Raw genomic sequence first — 22,788 nt, 5'->3', positions numbered from 1 at the left:
TTGCTCCCGAAAACGCTTGGCTACAATCACCAGACCTGTACAAGCGGCTAAAACCATAAGACCTGCGAATGCCCATTGCACTGGACCATTGCCAACCAATAAGCCTCCAAAGCCTGAACAAGACCCTATGATCGGTGCTAAAGCTTCTACTTTCAAAAGACCCGTCATCTCTTTCGTTTCCACTCTTTGAGTGTTTGAAGAAATATAAGACCCCTTTGCCCACAAACCAGCTTCTGCTGCACGACGGTTGGATAACCCCTGAAGAGGCTTACCACCCACCTTATTCCATTTCTGTAATTCTGCTGAAATACAATCATAATCCCCTTGATTAAGCTTTTTTAACAAACTTGACTTGCAAAAAGCTTTTATTCCTATGTTATAGAAAAACGAAACGAGAGCCGCGAATTGGCAATCCGTTAACGAAACCATAACCGATTCTTCTACTGCCTTCTCAAATTGCTTTAAGTCATCACAAAAGATTTTTTCTAATTGCTCGTATATAATCGGAAAAAATATCCCAGCACACAGATTTTTCTAAATATTTGACTCAAGCTGCCTTTTTCACTGACTTTCGAAAACGAAAAAGCTTCGCACGCTTTTTTGCTGCTTTTTTATGTTTTTTATTTAAAGATGATAAACTCTTATCCTGTAAGTTTTCAGCTTTATCTTTACAATTTAACAATTGCTTTTGATGCTTAGATTTTCGAATACGACCTTTCTTACCGATTTCTTTTTCCTCTTCTAGAACAATCGGCTTTTCTGGCAATATAGAAAACTGTTCAGGAATGGTATCGCGCTCCAATCGCACACGAATCAAACGTTCAACAGCGTGCAATCGTACCCCTTCAACCCTTTCATCAAAAAGCGTGAGAGCTTCACCACATGCGCCGTTACGTCCCGTTCGACCAATACGATGTACGTAACTCTCAGCTTCATCTGGCAAATCATAATTAATCACATGACTTATCCCTGGTATATCAATACCACGCGCTGCAATATCTGTTGCGACAAGAATCCGTACGACACCTTCCCGAAAAGCTTTTAAAGCAGATTGCCGCGCATTTTGCGACTTATTTCCATGAATTGTTGCAACAGAATACCCAATCTTTGTAAGACTACGCGTAACAGCATCAGCTCCATATTTTGTTCGCGTAAAGACAATAACTGATCCAAAAGCCGGATTTGATAAAAGTTTACCTAAAACACTCTTCTTTTCACTTGTAGGAACACAATATAGCTTTTGTGTAACTTCTACAGCTGTCGTTCCTTGAGGAGCAACCTCAATCTTTACTGAATCATTGAGCAAGCTTTTCGCAAGTATGGTAATTTTTTTTGACATTGTCGCAGAAAAAAGTGCTGTCTGACGCTCTTGATGCAAAAGCTTTGCAATTTGCTTGACATCATGAATAAAGCCCATATCTAACATACGATCTGCTTCATCCAAAACCAAAAAACGAGAGTGAGAAAGATCAACGGATTTTTCACGAACAAGATCTCTTAAACGCCCTGGTGTTGCTATCAAAACATCCACACCTGCTGCCATGCGTTTAATTTGTTTTAAACGTGATACCCCACCAAAAACAAGACATGTGGAAAGATGCGTTCCTTTCGAAACAGCACGAATTGTTTCATCAATCTGAACAGCAAGCTCACGGGTGGGAACCAAAATCAAAGCGCGTGCTGTTTTAGGAAAACGTTTGTCGCCCAAAGTTAAAATTTGACTTAAAATAGGCAAACCAAACGCTAAAGTTTTTCCAGAGCCTGTCTGTGCAATACCCAAGATATCACGCCCACTCAGCATGACTGGGATCGCTTTTTCCTGAATTGGTTTAGGTTTATCCATACCAGCAATAAGCAAATTTTTACTCAAAAGAGCAGATAAACCCAACTTTATGAAAACACTTTCTTTATGACTCAAAACAAAACTTCTCCTCAGCCCAACATTCCTAAAAAGTAACAAGATGAACCCTATTACTCAAGAATCCGCGCAAAAAAGATCTTGAAATTTCAAATTTGTAAAGCAATACTTGAAAGAATGATTTGCGCGAACAACGAACACCTTGAAATCAAGGCAAAAGATGCATAAATTTCACATTATAAAAAACAGTTAAACACCCTTATTCTGTATTATCACTGCATTATGATGAAAAAGCAAGTACTTTGCGAAAGTTATTATGAATTTAAAAAATAATATTTATTTCTTTGTTATAATTTCCCTCGATAAATGCACGTTACTAAAGTCAGGATAAATTTCTAGAAAAACTGGATTTTGTACAGTTTTCTGCCCCCCATAGATTAAATACCATTGCGCTTTATCAAAGATTGCCAAAGTCTTATATTTTATAAGACGATCTTTTGTTTCAAGAAACGTTGGAATCAAAGCATAAAAAGTGCCATTACCCGTTTGGAAATACTCAATATTGTTTTCATCTAAATGATAAGAACCAGCAGGCAATCCTTTAAATTTATCATGCAGTTGGTTAATAAAATTATGACGTAATTTATCCTCTGTCGTATCCAACCGACGCGCAATTTCTTTATAAAGATGATCAGGCATATAATGAGAAATAACCGAAAAATTTCCGTTTTTTACAGCATGATTAACATCAATAACTAAATTTAAAAGTTCAGCTTTTTGTTCTATTGTTGCCTCAGATGCTAAGGCGCGCCCACCAACACTCAAAAGTAAAAATAAACCCAATAAAAAATAGAAAACAGACTTCATTTTTAACGATCTTCCATGGTAGCAAAAATTTTTACTTCTCAAATAACAAAATCAAACAACGTCTGATCATCAGTAATATCACGATAACGCCAACCTAACGCTTGAAATTTTTCCTCTAAGAGATAAAAATTATTATACTTTTTTGTTTCAATTGCAATCAACACAGAGCCAAAGCTTCTAGCCGATTTTTTTAGATACTCAAAACGCACGATATCATCATCCGATGATAATGTAGCAAGAAAGTGGCGCAGTGCACCAGGATGTTGCGGAAAACTAAAAATAAAATACTTTCTTAACCCCTGAAAACGCTGGGAACGCTCCTTAATATCTGGCAATCGCTCAAAATCAAAATTACCACCCGAAATAACGAGAAGAATTTTTTTGCCTTTCAATTCTTGAGGAGGAATACTATTCAGAGCATCAATGGATAAGGCACCTGCTGGCTCAAGAACCACACCTTCAACATTAAGCATTTCAACCATTGTGGAACAAACACGATTTTCAGGAATTGTAATGACCGAATCAGGTGAAAACCGCTTCAACATTGTGTAGTTTAGAGCACCAATTTCAGCCACAGCAGCACCATCTACAAATGTATCAATATTTTCAAGTTTGACACGTTTTCCACTCTCTAAACAAGCACGCAAACTTGCAGCTCTCTGCGGCTCAGCAAAACGAAGCTCTGTTTTCCAACCATATTCTCGTAAAAACGCACTCACACCACTGGCTAAACCACCGCCACCGACAGGGACAATGATTAAATCTGGCTCACTCTCTCCATTGAGTTTTTCCCACTGCAAAACAGACTCACACAAAACCGTTGCTTGCCCAGTAATAATACGAATATCATCAAAGGGTGGCGCCATAATCCCTCCACTTTCCAGAGCGAAAGACTGTGCGGCTGCATAACATTGATCAAATGTCTCACCAACCAAACGAATATCGATAAACTCTTTACCAAAAATACGTGTCTTATCGATTTTCTGTTGCGGCGTCATCACAGGCATAAAAATCACGCCTTTACGTTTAAAATAACGGCAAACAAAAGAAACACCCTGCGCGTGATTTCCCGCCGATGCACAAACAAATGCAGCATCTGGAGGAATCTCATCAAGCATTTTCGAAACAAAGTTGAAAGCACCTCGAATTTTATAAGAGCGCACCGGTGTTAAATCTTCACGCTTCAAATAAATTTCTGCATCATATTTTTGACTCAGAAAATCATTTCTCTGAAGTGGTGTCTCAGTAAATACACGATGCAAAGCAACCATAGCTTTATTTACGTCTTGAATAAATTGACTCATAACACCACTGACTTCACGCTTTGTTCACATTATACTTGCTTTTTCTATCTATAAAAGCACCTATTGTCAGTTAAAATTTTATTCCAAAGTGAAAAAATCTCTGATCATTAATTCTTGATTCAATAAAAAATATAGCTTATGAGAGAGCTCTCATTGCGGACGTGATGAAAACGGTAAACATAGCAGACTTAAAATCTGCCGGTCGAAGACCTTGCGGGTTCAAGTCCCGCCGTCCGCACCATAACATGTATATCTTCTCTTATTTTTCAATGTGTTATTATAAATAAACCACCTTTTAAGCTGCCTTTTGCAGCTCCATTGTAATGCTATCAGACACCACCACGATGATATTAAGAGGCGAATCGTTACGGCTTTTTGAATTACCTTTTAACACTTTTCCGTCCTCCTCATCATCTTTTAGGATAGAAAAAAACATTAACTTCAATCTTCTTATCCTAAAGAATAAGGAAATGAAGCATACGAGATTACTGTATATAATAAACCAACCATCTAATAAACTATGATAAAACTGTAATTTTCAATATTTGCTTTCTAGACCGTCATAAATACCAGCAGAAAATAATAAATTGTTAAACATATTAAAGAAAAATTTTTCACTTCTCTAAATTAGCTCTGTGATAGATACTTCTTTTTGAGACAATTATATTTACAATAACTTATTTTAGGTTTCCTATATCAATATTAAAGGGAATTGTTCAAAATTCCTTAATTTTATCAATTGGTTGATTCTATTTGAGTTCTTCTAAAAATAAGAAATTCTCTTAAAGATTACACAAGGCATTGATTTATAATGATAATTCACTGTTTTGCATATTGAATGAGAATCCCGAATAACGTAGGATTCTCTCATTTCAAACCTGCTTATCTTGAATCAATCAAAACCACTCATTTGCACGTCACAAGCGGGATGAGTGTGTGGATCAAATTTGTATAAGAAAGGATTTAAAAATGGCTCTTATGAACCGTCTTAATGCAAGATCTGTCGCAACATTGGGGGCTGGCAAATATAATGATGGTGCCGGCTTGCTTCTTCATAAGCGTAAAGATGGAGGTGCTCAATGGATTTATCGTTATACCCTTCACGGACGTCGTCGTGAAATGGGCTTGGGGGCTTTAAGAGATGTTTCTTTAAAACAAGCCCGTGAATATGTAAATCAATGGCGCTCTGTTCTTCGTGAAGGTCGTGACCCTATTAAAGAACGTGAGAAACAAAAGCGTGAGGCAATAAGTAATCTCCATTACCTAAAAGACATTGCCTTAGATGCTTTTGAAAGCCGTAAAGCTGAATTAAAGAATGATGGTAAAGATGGGCGTTGGTTTTTACCTCTACGCCTTCATATTCTTCCCAAATTAGGCTGTCTGCCCGTTTCAGAGATTACACCAACAGAGATACATAACACGCTTGCTCCCATTTGGCATACAAAAGCGACAACAACAAAAAAAGCACGTTTTTTTAGGTAAACAACTCCATAAAACCACTAATGCAATGAATTGGAAAAGTATTTTAGCAATATCCAAAGAGACTTCATTCTAAACAATGAAAATTTGAAACTTCTCTCATCAATATCATCACGCACAGTCAATACTCTAAACTTCAAAATAAAAGAGTATTTACAGTACACGGAATAAAAAAAGGCCCTATCTTTGATAGGACCTTCTTAAACCATTATAAACTTACTAAACTTAGAATTTGTAAGCTATTCCAGCACGAAAATCATTCGTCTTATATTTAATTTCAATATGGTCATTAAATTTCTTTTTACCAAAATCTGAGTAACGATATTCTGCACGTAAAATAAGATTATCTGTCATTGCAAAATCAATACCACCACCGAGAGTATAACCAATCATAGTCTTTGTAGTATCTGCGACCTGACTAAATTCTTCTTCCCCTGTAATTGATGTCGACAAAATATCCTGGAATTGCCCATAAGAAAGGCCACCAGAAATATAAGGCATAATACGATCAATAGGCCACCCCACACGTACCCGTGTCGCTCCAGCCCACTTCTGTTTAAAAGTGTGCTTAAAATCTATACGGTTTTCTTTCCCATTTGTTTCATGCTCCTCTGTATCAGTTCCTTCCTCCCTACTTTTCACTTGAGATTCAACAGGCTCACCAGGTTCAGCTTGCATTTCAGTTTTTGTTGCCTTTCGTTCAGAGAAAAGCATATCCGTATCAACTCCTAAAATAAAGCCATTGCCCATTTCAATATTGGCACCCGCATAAATACCAGCGACAAAACCTGAAAGTTTAGGCCAATACTTTTCTTCAATCGGAATCCATTTTTTATTCTTACTACTCTCATCAGGGTAAAGAGGAATATTCACATCAGGTGTCATCGCAGAAGCTTTACTCGAAAAACCACCACCTTGAGCTCCAAAATAAAACCCCGACCAAGAAAAAGGCGAAGCAACAACAATTGACGAAGCAACGTCTTGTGGCTGCTCAAGAGCGACCACATCTGCTGCCTGTGCTGTAGAAGCTGAAAAAAAAGCAAAAACCGATGCTGTTACAAATTTTGTATTCATAAAACTATACCCCATGCTCTATTTAAACATAATAAAAAATCACATTTAGAAAATAAAGTATTATAAAATCCTATGCTGTAATCAGTATATACTCCTTTATAGTTACACCAAATTTGATCTTTACATTAAAAAATAATATTAGTAAATAAATTTTACCAGTGTTTAAAAAAGTAATACTTTAAATTTAGAATTTTTTCTGAAATTACCTGTTATATTCTCAAAATTTTGAGTTATAGTATACTTCTCATCGAAAGTATCATAAATAAAATTCCCAAAATGAATCACTCAGTATCCCCGTTTACATGAGACATCATAAAAGTAATGTTATATTCAATATATGATTAATATAAAAAATAAGAATTCCATGTCGTATGACATGTATTTTCTTATATATTTTTAACAATATAAAATACATAATACTTACTAACTTATACAGAAAATAATCGAAGTTCTGCATATGCTCGAAATATCTTCATCTATAGTATATTTAAATAAAGCCTTTTCACTCATCATGTTCGTGTTATTATGAATAGCATGATTGCTTATCTAGACCTCATCTCATAGCAAAAAGCTGCAACTATTTTATTTAAAAATTGCTCTATCACCGCTAATTTCTATGTTATCTTCCGCCTTTATTGCGAAGCGATCTTTATTAGGAAAGGTAATAAAACACCCCTTCATGCAAATTGTAGCAACTTGATGTGCATCTAATGAAATATTAAAAGGTACACTCCCTTCAACAATAATGAGAGATTGTACCTTTAAATCAGTATTTTTTATAGTCGCTGCAAAAGATGACACGGTCCCAATATTCCATAAAGCTGCTATTATAACAGCGTGAATACACCTTAACATTCCAAGATTCCTTCTTCAGAAAAGCGTTTATATAATACAAAGCGAAGAGCATTGGTCACCTTAGAAGGTGAAGTAATATCAGATACATAAATAGCCAAATTAAATGAAAATTTTTTACTATCAAACGCAGTAAAACTGACTTGTGGTGCGGGATTCTTTAAAACCCCCTCTGTTGTAGAAGCAATCTCTAACAAAATTTCAACGACACGCTCTGGAGCAAGACTCGAGGTAACAATCACAGGGACATCAACCCGCCCCATTTTATTACGTCGTGTCCAATTACTAACATTGTTATTAATGAGGCTTGAATTGGGAATAATAATCGTTTTACGCTGAAGTGTTTCAAGTTCTGTTGCACGCACACTGATACGTTTAACAATACCGCCTACAGCTCCAGATTCCACATAATCCCCAAGTTTAAACGGTCTCCCGATCAAAATAATCAGCCCAGATACAAAGTTTTGAACAATATTTTGCAATCCAAAACCAATACCAAGTGAAAGTCCACCAGCAATAAGTGCGAAATTTTTGAGATCCAAGCCAGCCATTGACATTCCTAGCAAAGCCGACATAACAATGCCACCATAACCTATAACAGTTTTAATAGAATTACGGACACCAGAATCAAACTCTCCATGCAGCAACACCGTTTCATCTAGCCAACCAATAAATCGACGAATAAGAAGCCAGCAAACACAAAAAGCAACAATTCCAGTTACAAGAGAAGTCAAAGAAATAAAGACATTTCCAATTTGAAAACCAGTGACAAACTGCCATAACATTGCCCGTAAGTCAGCATAAGAAAACCCAAAGCGTACTGCAATTGGCATTGCACAAAATACAACCACAGTTACATTGAGGAAAATGCTCAAAAGAGCCCCCAACTGATTCATGGTTTTCTCTTCCAAGCGTAACCATTGCATCAAAGAATGACCAATGATTGTTTTCATAAATTGTCCTTTAGTTCCAATTGCTTGTGCGCTTTTTATCCCTAAGTACATTAAAGTTAAAAATGCCCCACCAATCATAACTTGCTGCACAATAAAGCGTGCCAGACCAACATAGCCCCAAAAATTAATCACAATCAGAAATAGTCCCAATGTGATAAGAGAAATGCGTATATACAGTGGCCAGAAGGCCTTCTCTTGATCTTCGCGTCCAGAAACACCGCCTCTAAAATGCAAAGGCACAAATGATATAATCAATAACAGAATCGCAACCAACAAAACAGCAATAAAGCTTTTAGCAATGGTTAAAGAAAGAGAAGCCGAAACGATTTGATAAATACTATCGAAAACAGTATCAACAGCTAAAACGCCACCTAGAGCGGTTATCAAAAAAACCAACTGATATGCTGTAGACGATGTAATATTGAGAAGGCGCCCACGCGCCATATTTGATGGTAAAAGCACAACAGCCAAACGATTCATCAAAAAGACGAAAACAATTTGATATCCAATCATCTCAAATACTGTTGTAAGTTTGCCTAGATCTAAATGAAAACGACGAAATAAAAACAACACGAGATAGATGCAAACAGCACATACGAATGAAGGAAGAAGAACCGAAATAAAAGCAACTAATAAGCTTTGTAAATAAGATATCTCTTCATGATCTTTGGTAAAATGACCACGCACATGTACCAAAATCTTTCGAGAAAAATAAAAAAGGATGAGAGCAGTAAAAAGTGGAATCAAAAAGGCAAGAAAAAACTGTAACAATTTGAAATAGAAGATAAAATCCCACCAAGACTTTAACAATAAAAGAAAATCAGACGAAGCTTCTTTCGTTTTCTGGGCAAGATTTAGAACCAAAGGTACGGAAAACTCAAGCCTATGTGTCAATGTAAGTTTAAAAAGCTCTCGAGACTGAGAAAGCGCAAGCTCAGCTATTCTATTTGCTGTTAAAAAGATTGCTTCAAACTGAAGCACCACACTATTAATCTTCGCTTTTTGCTCTATCAAGAGCGCACGCTCCTCACTTATTTTTTTTAAACTTTTCAGGTCACTATGGATTTCAGTTAACTGGTCAAGAACTGCATTAATATCATTGAGAGGCGCACGCAAAACCAATGCCTCTTCTATAGCCTGCTTACTAATATCCTGTGCACGTACCCTCAGCTCTACCAAAGCACGTTCATCGTCCGGTTTATTTTCAAAGTCTTTTTCTAAAGTTCTTGTACTTTGTTCAAGCTTTTCAATAATGACCTGTTGTTTTTGGATAATTTCATCAATTAAGTAAGGGGTTATTGATTGTCCAATGATGACATTTTGTGATCCAATGTGCCCCCATGCCCAAGAGCTGAATACAGTGATAATCAAAAAAATAAAGAAAACGATGCGTAATTTTTTTCTAAAAAATGCGTACATATTTACCTTATATGTAAAAGAGGAATCTACCCCCTCTGTAAAATATGGTATAAAATAAACATTTTCAACTTTTATAGAATAATCTTATAATAGCTTTTCCTTAAACAATAATATTGATAATAAGGAAAAAGATAAAGTATAAGCTGTGAACTGAATAAGATTAAAACAAAGGCGCTCTGGCATGTTTTTTTTGCACCTCTATTGCAAAAAAGAAAATTTTCTCTTCCTTACGACTTGGCTGCTCCTGTCCAGCCTTGGTGTATGGCTGACCAATAGTCTACAAGCACGAGCTTCTTGGAGCAAACAAGTACAAACAAGCCATATTGCTAAAATGAAGAGACTTAATCCAGAAAAAAAGTGTGACCAATTAAGTCTTACAATAACTGAAGATAAAAAGTTTTTAAAACACGACATAGATCCTATTCTGTCCCTCAATACTTTTCGCAACATTATAAGATTAAAGAAGTTTTTAATCAAAAGCACAGCCGTTTGTATACAAATTGAAAATCTGAAAACACAATATTTTTCCAATAAACGCGCTCCTCCTTTTTTTTGAATTATGCAATATTCATCTTCTCTTACCCTTGCCTTTAATAACGATTAAATTATCTATTAGCGGGATATATCATGCGCACACCTGGTTGGTTAACAGCTTTTTATTGTTTCATTCTTTTAAGCAGCATTTACATTGCTTTGCCTAATTTATTTTCGCAAGAACAGGTTAAAAACTCACCATTCTTGCCCGATAGCCGTGTAACACTTGGTCTTGATCTTCAAGGCGGATCTTCTCTCCTTCTTGAAGTTGATAGCAAAACATTAAAACGCGATCAATTACGCCTCGTTTTAGGAAACGTTCGTAATATACTGCGTGAAAAACAAATCCGCACCTCTAGTGTTCGTATTATCGAAGACAGTGTTGTTGTACTTGTTTCAGATCCATTAGAAAGTGAAAAAGCACTTTCTGCTCTAAAGACATTAATAACTCCTATACACAGCAGCTTTGGTGCAACAAACAATGATATAGCAATCAATGCTCAAAATAACACGATCCGTATAACCTTAACAGAAGCGGCAATTAAGGATCGTATAAGCAATGCTATTGAACAGAGCTTAGAAATCATCCGTCGCCGTATAGATCAAGTTGGTGTTACAGAACCAGCTATCCAAAAGGTCGGAGCGGATCGCATTATGGTTCAATTACCGGGGTTACAAGATCCAAAGCAATTACGTGACCTTTTAGGGACAACCGCTAAGATGAGCTTTCATCTAGTGCCCTCTAACGTTGATATAAATAATCCACCTGCAGGCGTTTCAATCCTCCCAGGATATAATGATGAAACACAACGCTACGCAATTTATGATCAAATTGCCTTAGATGGAAATGTTTTGAAAGATGCTCGTGCGGGTTTTGACCCACAAATACCAGGACGCTCTCTCATTTCATTCACGATGAATTCTGCTGGTGCAAAAATATTTGCAGAAATAACGCGACAAAATATTAACCGCCCTTTTGCAATTGTTCTTGATAATAAAGTCCTCACTGCTCCCACCATCAATAGCGTTATCCCCAACGGACAAGGTCAAATTACAGGAAATTTTGATCCTAAAGAAGCCTCAACTCTCGCTGCTCTCCTACGTGCTGGTTCTTTGCCTGCACCATTGACCGTAATTGAAGAGAGAACCGTAGGCCCCAATCTTGGTGCTGATGCCATTCAAATGGGACTTTACACCGGTATCATCGGCTTTATTCTTGTTGCTGTTTTTATTTTTCTTCTCTACAGAGTTTGGGGGGCGATTACAAATATAGCACTTGCATTCCACACTATTTTAACATTTGCTGCGCTTAGTCTTCTCGGTGCAACACTCACATTACCAGGTATTGCTGGCATTATTTTAGGTATCGGTATCGCTGTTGATGCCAATATCCTTATCAATGAACGTATCCGTGAAGAAAGCCGAAAAGGTGTCAGTGCCTTTGCAGCCTTAGATCGTGGCTTCAAACATGCTTTTGCAACCATTGTTGATGCCAATGTCACTGCAGTCATTGCAACTATTTTACTGTTTTTGTTTGGCACTGGTCCTGTTCGTGGTTTTGCTGTAACAATGTTACTTGGGATTATCATCTCTATGTTCACCAATATCACCATTGTGCGCATTATGATGATCGGGACCATTCGTAAATGGAAAATTAAAACACTCCATATTCAATCAATTTTCAACATCATTCCACAAAGCCCCTCTTTTCACTTCATGAAAGCGCGCTTCGTTGGTATTGGTGTATCCATTATTTTATCTATCGCTTCTATCGTCCTATTTTTAAAACCTGGATTAAATTTTGGAATTGACTTCATTGGCGGTAGTCAAATGAGCATTACCTCCAAAGAACCAGCAAATTTAGCAAACTTACGTTCTAAGCTTTCCTCTCTGAACATTGGTGAAATTACGCTGCAAAATATGGATAATGCAAACACTGTGTTAATTCGTATGCAAAAACAAAGTGGCAGTGAAGCACAGCAAAGCATCGCCATTGATAAAGTTAAAACAGCAGTACAAAATATTTACCCAGATGTTACATTCGACCAAACAGAGGTTGTTGGTCCCAAAGTTTCAGGCGAACTTGCCACCGCTGCTTTTACAGCTGTTATTCTTGCAGCAATTGCCATGTCACTCTACATATGGTTTCGTTTTGAATGGTTCTTTGCAGTTGGTGCAATTGTAACGCTTATCTTAGACACCACTAAAATGATTGGTTTTTTTGCTTTATTTCAATTTGATTTCAATTTGACAGCTATAGCTGCTCTCTTAACAATTGTTGGTTATTCTATAAATGATAAGGTTGTCGTCTATGATCGAATGCGTGAAAATATGCGCCTGTATAAAAACATGCCATTACGCGAACTCATTGATCTCTCAATTAACCAAGTCTTTGTACGCTGCCTCTTTACATCAGCAACCACAGTTCTTGCTATGTTGCCTATGGCGATATGGGGTGGAAGTGCTGTTCATAATTTTGCCATACCTATGGTTGTTGGAATTATTATTGCAACATCATCCTCTATTTTTATTGCCGCTCCCATTTTACTCCTTCTCGGAGATTGGTGGCGTAAACGAACTCATCGTATAAAAGCTGAACAGAAATGAACATGCTATACTCATCATATAATATCCTCTTCTCTCCACATAAAAAGGTTATAGTTATTTTCATAATATGATAAAAAGCCATAAATAATCCATGATTCATGATACACCACTAATTACAACGATTGTTGCAGGTTTATGTTTAGCATTTCTTTTAGGAATGATTGCCAGTCGTTTGCGCATATCACCCCTTGTGGGATACTTGTTAGCTGGTGTTATTGTGGGGCCTAACACAGGTGGTTTCAAAATAGATTCCGCTATTATTAACCAGCTCGCTGAAATTGGTATCATTTTGCTCATGTTTGGTGTTGGTCTGCATTTTTCGTTAAAAGATCTTTTATCCGTCAGAGCGATCGCAATCCCTGCTGCCATTGGACAGATGGCATTTTCTACTTTTTTAGGCCTATGTCTTGGTTTGATTATGGGATGGGGGTTTAGTGGTAGTATGATCTTCGGATTAGCTTTATCGATAGCCAGCACAGTTATTTTACTACGTGCTTTGCAAGAACGCCATCTGATTGAAACAGAAAAAGGACGTATTGCTGTTGGATGGTTGATTATTGAAGATTTAGCAATGATCCTTATACTGGTTCTCATACCATCATTAGCAAACATTCTCAGCAATACAAAAGAAGAAGCACTTGATCCTCTTGTTCAATGGTTAGACTTAAATATTTGGGGAATTTTTGGTCTAACGATTCTCAAAGTTCTTATATTTATTGCACTTATGCTCATTGTTGGGCGACGCATTATTCCGTGGTTACTAAAAATGAGTGCACAATCAGGATCACGTGAACTGTTTCGTCTTAGTGTCTTTGCTATTGCATTAGGCGTTGCTTTCGGAGCCGCCCATTTATTTGGCGTTTCTCTTTCTCTTGGTGCTTTTTTTGCAGGTATGGTTATGAGTGAATCAGAATTAAGCCACCATGCAGCCGAAGAATCCTTACCACTACGAGATGCATTTTCTGTGCTCTTTTTCGTTTCTGTAGGTATGTTATTTGACCCTGGGAAATTATTGACTCATTTTTTCCCTCTCCTCGCAACATTATCCATTATTATTTTTGGAAAATCTGTTTCTGCTTTCTTCATCGTTAAAGCTTTTCGCTATTCTAATGCAACAGCTTTAACCATTTCTGCAAGCCTTTCCCAAATCGGAGAGTTTTCTTTTATCCTTGCAGGCTTAAGTTTAAGTTTAGGACTTTTAAACAATGATGCTCATGATTTAATTCTTGGAGGTGCAATTCTTTCTATTTTGCTCAATCCCCTTGTTTTTATGATCTGTAGCAAAATTAAAAAACGTCTAGAAAAGACTCCTGCAAATTTACGAAATGCGCCAACAGTCATTGATATTGATCCGCAAGACCCTGATCAAGAAATTTTACCAACGACCTTAAAAATAAACCATATTGTGATTATTGGCTATGGTCGCATTGGTAAATCTATAGCATTATCATTGATAAATAAAGGAGCCTCTATAGTGATAGTGGAAGAATCAAAGCGCCTCACTGATCAAGCAATTATAGATGGATTTGAGGTCATTTGTGGCAATATCATTCAACAAGAGACAATGCACGCAGCGAATATAAGTAATGCATACAAAGTTGTTATTACAATGCGAAGCACCATTGAAGTCGGAGAATGTATAGTAAATATACGTGACATGAAGAAAGACATTCAGATAATCACGCATGCACTATCCCATGTAGAAACAACTTATCTCATTGAGATAGGTGCAAATGTTGTAGTAACTGACGATGAGGAAATTGCTAATAGTATTATTGAGCATATAACAGAACCAAAATCTGTACAGAATGTGCGCAACCATGAATTGAATTTACAGAAAACATAGAGTGGATAAAGAAGCGTGAAAATAAAGCAGTTCATATGGCCGTTCGTTGGTATTTTAGCAATGCTGGTATCTATCCGCATTCTTTATATAAAACTCTCTGCTATTTCTTTTAGTGATGTATTAGAGCGCTTGAGTAATTTAAGTTCTCAACACTGGTTATTAGCCTGTTTATGTTCTCTTTTAGCTTATGCTGCACTTGCTGGATATGACCGAATTGCTTTACAACATCTCGGCCATAAAATTTCTTGGTTTTTTATCGCTATATGCTCTTTCACAACCTATGCTCTTTCACACAATATCGGTGCTTCAGTCTTTTCTGGTGCAGTAGTGCGTTATCGTGCCTATAAACTGAAGGGATTAAATGGTACAGAAATTGCAATACTGGTGGGCTTTTGCTCTTTTACTTTTGTCGTAGGTACAATCTTACTTTTTGGAATCGTTTTGATTCTACAGCCAGAAATTATCACTCTTATCCATAGTGAACTTCCTGAATGGCTTGGAACAACAGTTGGTATCATTTTGCTCGGCTGCATAGCGCTCTACACTTTTGGCAGCTGGCTGCAATTAAAACCTTTACGCTTGAGCAAAAAAGTTCAGCTTTCTTACCCTCGACTAAGGATTGTTATTCAACAACTTCTCATTAGCCCTTTAGAACTCTTAGGTGCAGCTGGAATTATATACGCGGTTCTCCCCCATAATGCAGATATTCATTTTATATCTGTACTCGGTGTTTTCCTAGCCTCCTTCACAATAACCCTTCTCTCCAACGCCCCCGCCGGAGGAATTGGCGTTTTAGAGGCATTATTCATAACAGGTATGCCGAGTGTGAACCCAGCCGATGTCGTTGCAGCACTTATTGTATTTAGAATGCTTTATTTAATTATACCATTTATTATTTCATTGTTTGTCGTCGCCATTTTTGAAACTCAACAATATCGGAAACGCCCACCCAAAGTACCAACAAAGTAAATAAGAAATCAATTTTTTGCTATCTTAAGGCACAGCAACAATAACCATGTAGATTTTGATTTCATAGACCAATCAATACAAGGTTAATTTCAGTTATGTTTATTCTTAAAGTGCCTCTCTTTTCTTGCCAATCTCATAATATAAAAAAATATTGCTATATAAAAAAATATTGCTCCGTCTTCCTTAGAAGAAAACTAATCTCCTTATATGACTCATCAATGATCGTTTAGATTATGCGGTGAAATTTTCTCGAATTTGCAATGCCATGATTATCCCTTTATGGATTTATGAGCATTATAGATGAGCAGCCATAAGGCGTTTCAACGTTTTTCTCTATATTCCTAGAAACTTAGAGAAAGCTTTGATTTTATCTCTACAGCATCTGAGTTTTAGTAGACAAACGGCACAGCAAACGTTTAGCATCGTTTTTTACCGTAAAGCACAATTTCATCGTTCAAAACTTGAAACTTTATGAAAGCTTATTTACCAGTGTTTAGCAGATTAAACCATTGAACATTGAGACTGATCTAAGTTTATCAGAGGCTCTGATCAAGCAAAGGCTTTTTTATCTTGATCCACCTTATGAGATGTTAAAGATTACTATGAATTTTTTAAGCGGGAGAATTATCAGACGACCAAGATAATTATTTCCAAATCAAAAGGGAAAAATTCTTCTATCTCTCAATGATGTACATCATATTTCAAAAGTCTGTAGTCAGTTTCCTTTAAAAAAGACCGATATATCTTAACCATATCATTCAAGGAATTCGAATCCTACTCGAGAATTCACTCGCTTAAATTACGACTTGTAGCAGACAAGAAAAAGATTTCTTTAAAAGAAGGTGAAACATCTTTTGAAAATTAAAAATTTTTTGAGATCCGTTTGAAAAAATAAATAAACGCAAAACCTAGAAAAAACTAAAGTAATCTACAATTCATTCACGGCACAAAACGCAATGGTGGGTGATGAGGGGATCGAACCCACGACCCGCTGATTAAGAGTCAGCTGCTCTACCGACTGAGCTAATCACCCACTGTTTCTCAAAAATGAGAATAAGTAGGTTCTATAATGCTCTTGAAGAAGGATGTCCAGATAGTTTTCTGTTTTTTACGTAAAAACAGTAAACTATGTAGCTAAATTGGATGTACAGTTAAAAATATAATTCGTCCCCTTGATCTTATATAAAAATAGAACCATTATTAAGGATCTTTGTGAAAAATATTCTAACATAGAAGAAGTTGTGGGTTGGAGGATTGTCACACATAATGCCTGAGAAAAATCCAGAGGAACCTTCTTGTGATTGCAAGTGGTATGAGGTACTGTTCCGTTTTATAAATTTTATCACCAATCATGTGCGTTTATGCAACTCTTTGCAATTTTTTACTTTGAACGCAAACGATTCATGTTCAATATTTTGTATTCATTATGATGATAAAAACTCATGAATATATTTTTTCGATTGTATATTTTTCAATTTTTAAAGGATGAACTATGATGGAGTGGATCGCTGATCCCCATGCGTGGTTTGGCTTGATCACGTTGATTTTTCTCGAAATTGTCTTAGGAATAGATAACCTTGTCTTTATTGCAATTTTAGCTGAAAAATTACCACTGCATTTGCGTAATCGTGCACGCTTTATAGGTTTGACTTTAGCATTAGTTATGCGGCTTTTTCTCCTTACCATTATTGGTTGGGTGATGAATCTTGATACAACCATTTTTTCATTCTCATCTTTTGTGTTTAGTTGGCATAGCCTCATTTTAATTTTTGGTGGCGCTTTTTTACTCGCAAAAGCAACGCTCGAATTACATGAAAGATTAGAAGGGGTATCGCATGAAAGAAAAACAGGAATTGCTTATGCGGTTTTCTGGCAAGTCATTGTTCAAGTCGTGGTGTTGGATGCTGTTTTTTCCTTAGATAGTATTATTACCGCAACAGGCATGATTGTAAAAGAACAAGCTATGGTTATGTATATAGCAGTTATTTTTGCTATGGGAGTGATGATGTGGGGATCTGGCATCCTTATGCGTTTTATTAATCGTCATTCTACCATTGTGATCCTTTGTCTTGGTTTTTTGATGATGATTGGCTTTTCCCTCATTGTTGAAGGATTTGGTTTTCATATTCCAAAAGGGTATTTATATGCTGCTATTGGTTTTTCTGTCCTCATTGAAGCCTTTAATCAAATTGGACGTCGTAATCGTGAAAAGATGATTACGACAAATGATTTACGAGGTCGGACAGCGGATGCTGTTTTAAGACTCTTAGGTGGAGGGAATAAAGACAGTAACCTTTCAGAGACTGTTGATGTAATTGCTGAACAGGCAGCAGCTTCTGAGTTATTTCGCCCCGAAGAAAAAGAGATGATTCGTGGTGTTCTTGATTTAGCTGATCGCCCTGTGCGTTCTATTATGTCACCACGAAATGAGATTGAGTGGCTAGATTTAAATGGTGATGAGAATGAAATGCGTGAAGAATTACAACAGGTTAAACATAGTCGCCTTATTCTTGCACGTGAAAAAGTGGACGAATTTGTTGGTGTTGCTTTGACAAAAGATCTTCTTTTAAATTTGGCTGAAGGAAAAAAGATTAATTGGAAAAAAGCGATGCGAGAACCGCTTGTTGTTCATGAAAATACAAGTGTTTTACGGTTAATGGAGCAATTACGTCATTCATCGATTCAACTTGCCATTATTGTGGATGAGCATGGATCTTTTGAAGGAATTGCAACACCAACCGATATTCTTGAAGCCATTGCAGGTGATTTTCCTGATGATGATGAAGAACCCATGATCGCAGAACAACTTGAAAATGGTAGTCTTCTTGTTGAAGGATATGCCGATATTCGTCGTTTAAGTGGTTATCTTGGGCGTAATCTTGTTGATGAAGCAGACCGTTACACCACTCTAGCAGGATTTATGCTTTGGCAGTTTGGTCATTTGCCGAATGAAGGAGAAAGCTTTGAAACTGATGGCTTACGTTTTAAAGTAATCGAAATGGATCGGCGAAATGTATCTAAAGTCCTTATTTCTCCAATCGTACAGTCCTAAAAAGTATATTATTCGATAGAAAGGAAATGAGAAAGTTCTTTTTTTATTTATAGAAAATAGAGAATTCTTAATATTAACAATATGAAAAAAAATCTTTATTAATGATCTTCTAAGAACAATAGGTAACAACAAAATAAATGTTGCATTTCACCTGTGAGGCTTGCCGAATGCTTAATACAAAACTATCGTCATTTAAGCGATTAAAACAGCTGGCTTCCAAGCTTCCACATTGCGTGTAGGGATCGAAGATAAAACCTTAACTGAAACAATCATACTTATGAAGGTTAAGTGAGAATAAACCATCATGCCCTAAAAATAAAAATTTATAATATGATCAGACACAACATTGATTTATCATTATAAATCGTCGTTTTCAACTTGGGATACAGCCCCGAATATTACGAAGCTACTCTCATCATAACTCTTCTCACATTAAATCAATCAAAACCATATCCTGACACAGGACAAATAGAACTGGTGCAGAAATAAAAGAATTAAAAACTGTACAAGATAAGTAAAAATGCCTCTTATCAGTCGTATCAGTACAAAAACTTTTGCAATACCCATAAGCTGACAAATAGAATGATGATGTAATCCTGTACCTTCACAAGCGTAAATATAGAGGACTCAATAGCTTCATCTCTATAACATTCATACGTACTCTCACAAAATAGGTTTGAGTGCTAAAGATTTCTCTAAAAAAGTATGTGAATTAAGAATAGAATAGCGTCCTCTTTTGCATATGTTCATGCCCCTCTTAAGGAATGAGAAACATAAAAAAACATGAAATCATATTCTTCCCCTTAGATGAAAAATATCTTCAAAATACACAATAAAAAAATAACTACATATCTGCATGAGTTTTGTTCTCATTTACGGAATGAGTGAGCTTCATAATAGCTCATTATATTTTTAACGATAATATAAAAATCGTTAAAAATATATCTTTATGATTGACAATCTCAACATTTAAGCCAACCATACCTCTGCAAGTAAAAGTTTCTTACGTGGGGGAGTGCAAATATTATAATATTTCCATTAACTTTCTTGATTTTTATCTAAAGTGCGTTGGCATAAAGCAATAGTGGTACATATCACTTCATCCAAGTGCACATGATTGATCATTTGAATATATCCCCTCCAATATCGCAATATATTTTTGAACTATGTAATTATAAGGAAAAAGTTTATGCAGAAAAAGATTCCATCAATCAATTGCCATCCCTTTCCTGCCTCACGCAAAATCTACCAACAAAGTTCTCTCTTTTCTGATGTACGTGTCCCACTGCGTGAAATCTCATTGACCGATGGAAGTGGTGAAGAGCCTTTAAGCACCTACGATACCTCTGGGCCATACACCGATAAAGATATGATTATTGATATTACAAAGGGCTTGCCAAAAATTTGTTCACCTTGGCTCTCTAGACGTGCTGATACTGAATCTTACCCTGCACGACCGGTTAAACCTGAAGATAACGGACTGTCTCATGGAACCTCCCCTACACCAGCCTTTGAAAAAAAACATTCTGTTTTGCGCGCAAAAAATGGTAAAGCAGTTACACAAATGGCATATGCACGTGCAGGCATTATTACCGAAGAAATGGAATATGTGGCCATACGAGAAAATGAAGGCCTCACAATACAAGATCAAAACAAGGTGCCATCAAACGGACAGGTTAATGGATCTATGCCAGAAATTTATACTGCAGAATTTGTCCGCAATGAAATTGCCTGTGGACGCGCCATTATTCCCCAAAATATTAATCACCCAGAATGCGAACCAATGATTATTGGACGCAATTTCCGCGTTAAAATTAATGCCAATATAGGCAATTCAGCTGTCACATCATCCATGGCAGAAGAGGTTGATAAAATGGTTTGGGCCATTCGTTGGGGAGCAGATACTGTTATGGATCTCTCAACAGGACGGAATATTCACAATATTCGTGAGTGGATTATTAGAAACGCCCCTGTTCCCATCGGAACTGTTCCTCTTTACCAAGCACTCGAAAAAGTACAAGGTATTGCTGAAAATTTAACGTGGGATATTTTTCGTGATACCCTGATCGAACAAGCAGAACAAGGTGTCGACTATTTTACCATTCATGCAGGATTAAGATTACCATTTATTCCCTTAACCATTGATCGAGTAACAGGAATTGTTTCACGAGGTGGTTCAATTATGGCCAAGTGGTGTTTGCATCATCACAAAGAAAGTTTTCTCTATGAACATTTTGATGAAATTTGTGATATTGCACGCACCTATGATATCTCTCTTTCATTGGGAGACGGACTGCGCCCTGGCTCTATTGCCGATGCGAATGATGAAGCTCAATTTGCTGAACTTAAAACTTTAGGAGAATTGACAAAAATCGCTTGGGAAAAAGATGTGCAAGTGATGATTGAAGGGCCCGGACATGTTCCAATGCACAAAATTAAAGAAAATATGGAACAACAATTAGACCTCTGTCATGAAGCGCCTTTTTATACTTTAGGACCTCTTACCACTGACATTGCTCCAGGATATGACCATATTACATCTGCAATTGGCGCAGCGATGATTGGATGGTTTGGAACAGCTATGTTGTGTTATGTAACACCTAAAGAACACTTAGGGCTTCCCGATAAGAATGATGTTAAAACTGGTGTGATCACTTATAAAATTGCTGCCCATGCGGCTGACCTAGCAAAAGGCCTCCCCAGAGCACAATTGCGCGATAACGCCCTTTCACGTGCACGATTTGACTTTAGATGGCAAGACCAATTCAATCTTTCTCTTGACCCAGATACAGCCTGCGCTTTTCATGATGAAACAATGCCTAAAGAAGCGCATAAATTGGTGCATTTTTGTTCTATGTGTGGACCAAAGTTCTGTTCTATGCGTATTTCTCATGATATTCGTGAAGCTGCAGCAATGAAAAAAACAAAAAATGAAGGAATGGTTGCCATGGCGAAAGAATATCAAAAAAATGGTGATCTTTATGTCGACATGTTTCCTACTCAAAAAAAGAGAGTCAATAGTTGAAAAACATTCTTATCAAGGGTGCAGGGATAGGAGGGTTAACAGTTGCCTTTATGTTGCAACAAAAAGGTATCCCTGTTACGCTCTCGGCACCTCATAATTCTCCTATAGGGACAGCCAGCTGGTATGCAGGAGGAATGCTAGCACCTTATTGTGAAAGAGAAAGTGCTGAACAAATCGTTGAAGATCTTGGTATACAAGCCATACAATGGTGGCACAAAACATTTCCTAATCTTGTCATCCAAAGGGGGACTTTGGTCGTCACACCTGTACGTGATAGGGTAGAACTTGAACGATTTTCAGCGCGTACACATAATCACAAAACGATAAACAGTGCAGAGATAGCCCAACTTGAACCAGATCTTGCAGAACGTTTTAATTGTGCGCTTTTTTATGAAAAGGAAGCCCACCTTGATCCTCGTCAAGCACTTGTTTCTTTAAAAGAAAATCTGATCAAGAATGGAGCACGTTTTGTCGATGTAGACATATCTGAAACGAATTTTGATCTTGTCATTGATGCAACTGGAATAGCCCGTTTGGGACAAGATAAAAATATACGGGGCGTACGTGGTGAAATGCTTCTTCTACGCAGCACAGATATTAAAATCTCTCGCCCAGTTCGTCTTCTACACCCACGATTTCCTCTCTATATTGTTCCCCGAAAAGGTAATATTTTTATGATTGGTGCAACAATGATTGAAAGTAACTTTGATGGAACCATTTCGGCAAGGTCAATGATGGAGTTACTCAATGCAGCTTACACCTTGCATCCTGCTTTTGCCGAAGCAGAAATTGTTGAATCCGGCGTTGGTATACGACCAAGTTATCCTGATAACTTCCCTTCTGTGTACAAATATGGTAACCATATTTCTATTAATGGATTTTATAGACATGGTTTTCTTTTAGCTCCAGAAATGGCAAAACGAGCAATAAAATTGGCATTGGAGTAAAA

Annotated in this window: 13 protein-coding genes, 2 tRNA genes and 2 pseudogenes; 9 read left to right on the top strand and 8 right to left on the bottom strand. The window is 36.9% G+C overall.

Translation table 11 applies throughout. The features are described from left to right. From ABID23_RS02435 to ilvA, 4 genes and pseudogenes are all read right to left on the bottom strand, one after another. Window positions 1-492 (bottom strand): annotated as a pseudogene (locus tag ABID23_RS02435) (lysozyme); the annotation flags it as partial. A 55-nt stretch (window positions 493-547) separates the two neighbouring features. Then, on the bottom strand, window positions 548-1,918 hold the full coding sequence (locus ABID23_RS02430) for a DEAD/DEAH box helicase (protein WP_354188966.1): 1,371 nt from the start codon (window positions 1,916-1,918) through the stop codon (window positions 548-550). A 276-nt stretch (window positions 1,919-2,194) separates the two neighbouring features. After that, on the bottom strand, window positions 2,195-2,725 hold the full coding sequence (locus ABID23_RS02425) for a hypothetical protein (protein WP_354188964.1): 531 nt from the start codon (window positions 2,723-2,725) through the stop codon (window positions 2,195-2,197). 38 nt (window positions 2,726-2,763) lie between these two features. Next, window positions 2,764-4,029, bottom strand: coding sequence for a threonine ammonia-lyase IlvA (gene ilvA, locus ABID23_RS02420; RefSeq protein WP_354188961.1), 1,266 nt, complete (start codon window positions 4,027-4,029; stop codon window positions 2,764-2,766). Between the two features lie 155 nt (window positions 4,030-4,184). Here ilvA and ABID23_RS02415 point away from each other — a divergent pair. Further along, window positions 4,185-4,270 (top strand) — tRNA-Leu (locus ABID23_RS02415). Between the two features lie 728 nt (window positions 4,271-4,998). Further along, window positions 4,999-5,554: pseudogene (locus tag ABID23_RS02410) on the top strand (integrase arm-type DNA-binding domain-containing protein); the annotation flags it as partial. 179 nt (window positions 5,555-5,733) lie between these two features. Here ABID23_RS02410 and ABID23_RS02405 read toward each other — a convergent pair. From ABID23_RS02405 to ABID23_RS02395, 3 genes are all read right to left on the bottom strand, one after another. Beyond that, a complete protein-coding gene (locus ABID23_RS02405) occupies window positions 5,734-6,582 on the bottom strand; it encodes an outer membrane protein (RefSeq protein ID WP_354188959.1) in 849 nt (282 codons plus the stop codon). A gap of 582 nt (window positions 6,583-7,164) precedes the next feature. Beyond that, a complete protein-coding gene (locus ABID23_RS02400) occupies window positions 7,165-7,437 on the bottom strand; it encodes a hypothetical protein (protein ID WP_354188957.1) in 273 nt (90 codons plus the stop codon). After that, window positions 7,431-9,806 (bottom strand): mechanosensitive ion channel domain-containing protein, encoded by a 2,376-nt coding sequence (locus ABID23_RS02395; RefSeq protein ID WP_354188955.1) that lies wholly within the window; start codon window positions 9,804-9,806, stop codon window positions 7,431-7,433. Before ABID23_RS02395 ends, ABID23_RS02400 begins: the two co-directional genes overlap by 7 nt. A gap of 181 nt (window positions 9,807-9,987) precedes the next feature. Here ABID23_RS02395 and ABID23_RS02390 point away from each other — a divergent pair, with 181 nt between their 5' ends. From ABID23_RS02390 to ABID23_RS02375, 4 genes are all read left to right on the top strand, one after another. Further along, the gene (locus ABID23_RS02390) at window positions 9,988-10,362 is read left to right on the top strand and encodes a hypothetical protein (RefSeq protein WP_354188953.1); all 375 of its coding nucleotides are present in this window, start codon (window positions 9,988-9,990) and stop codon (window positions 10,360-10,362) included. 71 nt (window positions 10,363-10,433) lie between these two features. After that, window positions 10,434-12,947 (top strand): protein translocase subunit SecD, encoded by a 2,514-nt coding sequence (gene secD, locus ABID23_RS02385; RefSeq protein WP_354188951.1) that lies wholly within the window; start codon window positions 10,434-10,436, stop codon window positions 12,945-12,947. A gap of 91 nt (window positions 12,948-13,038) precedes the next feature. Continuing rightward, window positions 13,039-14,793, top strand: a complete 1,755-nt coding sequence (locus ABID23_RS02380) for a cation:proton antiporter domain-containing protein (RefSeq protein WP_354188949.1) — start codon at window positions 13,039-13,041, stop codon at window positions 14,791-14,793. Between the two features lie 15 nt (window positions 14,794-14,808). Next, the gene (locus ABID23_RS02375; protein WP_354188947.1) at window positions 14,809-15,762 is read left to right on the top strand and encodes a lysylphosphatidylglycerol synthase transmembrane domain-containing protein; all 954 of its coding nucleotides are present in this window, start codon (window positions 14,809-14,811) and stop codon (window positions 15,760-15,762) included. Window positions 15,763-16,719: 957 nt separating this feature from the next. On the opposite strand, the gene ABID23_RS02370 is transcribed toward ABID23_RS02375, so the two are convergent. Next, window positions 16,720-16,795 (bottom strand) — tRNA-Lys (locus tag ABID23_RS02370). A 459-nt stretch (window positions 16,796-17,254) separates the two neighbouring features. Here ABID23_RS02370 and ABID23_RS02365 point away from each other — a divergent pair. The 3 genes from ABID23_RS02365 (at window position 17,255) to ABID23_RS02355 (ending at window position 22,786) form a co-directional block, all read left to right on the top strand. Beyond that, window positions 17,255-18,814, top strand: a complete 1,560-nt coding sequence (locus ABID23_RS02365; protein ID WP_354188945.1) for a TerC family protein — start codon at window positions 17,255-17,257, stop codon at window positions 18,812-18,814. 1,189 nt (window positions 18,815-20,003) lie between these two features. Next, complete coding sequence (thiC, locus tag ABID23_RS02360; RefSeq protein WP_354188943.1) at window positions 20,004-21,839, top strand: phosphomethylpyrimidine synthase ThiC; 1,836 nt, start codon at window positions 20,004-20,006, stop codon at window positions 21,837-21,839. Then, entirely contained in the window at window positions 21,836-22,786 is a 951-nt protein-coding gene (locus tag ABID23_RS02355) for an FAD-dependent oxidoreductase (RefSeq protein WP_354188941.1), read from the top strand. The genes thiC and ABID23_RS02355 overlap by 4 nt, the downstream gene beginning before the upstream one ends. The last annotated feature ends 2 nt before the right edge of the window (window positions 22,787-22,788 follow it).

The sequence above is a fragment of the Bartonella silvatica genome (assembly GCF_040545155.1).
In the GTDB taxonomy this organism is placed as follows: domain Bacteria; phylum Pseudomonadota; class Alphaproteobacteria; order Rhizobiales; family Rhizobiaceae; genus Bartonella; species Bartonella silvatica.
This window is presented reverse-complemented; position numbering and strand designations above follow the sequence as displayed.

What these genes read in the sequence shown, in the direction of transcription:
- ABID23_RS02405 (WP_354188959.1), bottom strand. Translation starts at nt 6,582, where the DNA reads ATGAATACAAAATTTGTAACAGCATCGGTTTTTGCTTTTTTTTCAGCT.
- ABID23_RS02390 (WP_354188953.1), top strand. Translation starts at nt 9,988, where the DNA reads ATGTTTTTTTTGCACCTCTATTGCAAAAAAGAAAATTTTCTCTTCCTT.
- ABID23_RS02365 (WP_354188945.1), top strand. Translation starts at nt 17,255, where the DNA reads ATGATGGAGTGGATCGCTGATCCCCATGCGTGGTTTGGCTTGATCACG.
- ABID23_RS02425 (WP_354188964.1), bottom strand. Translation starts at nt 2,725, where the DNA reads ATGAAGTCTGTTTTCTATTTTTTATTGGGTTTATTTTTACTTTTGAGT.
- secD (WP_354188951.1), top strand. Translation starts at nt 10,434, where the DNA reads ATGCGCACACCTGGTTGGTTAACAGCTTTTTATTGTTTCATTCTTTTA.
- ABID23_RS02380 (WP_354188949.1), top strand. Translation starts at nt 13,039, where the DNA reads ATGATTCATGATACACCACTAATTACAACGATTGTTGCAGGTTTATGT.
- ABID23_RS02395 (WP_354188955.1), bottom strand. Translation starts at nt 9,806, where the DNA reads ATGTACGCATTTTTTAGAAAAAAATTACGCATCGTTTTCTTTATTTTT.
- ilvA (WP_354188961.1), bottom strand. Translation starts at nt 4,029, where the DNA reads ATGAGTCAATTTATTCAAGACGTAAATAAAGCTATGGTTGCTTTGCAT.
- ABID23_RS02400 (WP_354188957.1), bottom strand. Translation starts at nt 7,437, where the DNA reads ATGTTAAGGTGTATTCACGCTGTTATAATAGCAGCTTTATGGAATATT.
- thiC (WP_354188943.1), top strand. Translation starts at nt 20,004, where the DNA reads ATGCAGAAAAAGATTCCATCAATCAATTGCCATCCCTTTCCTGCCTCA.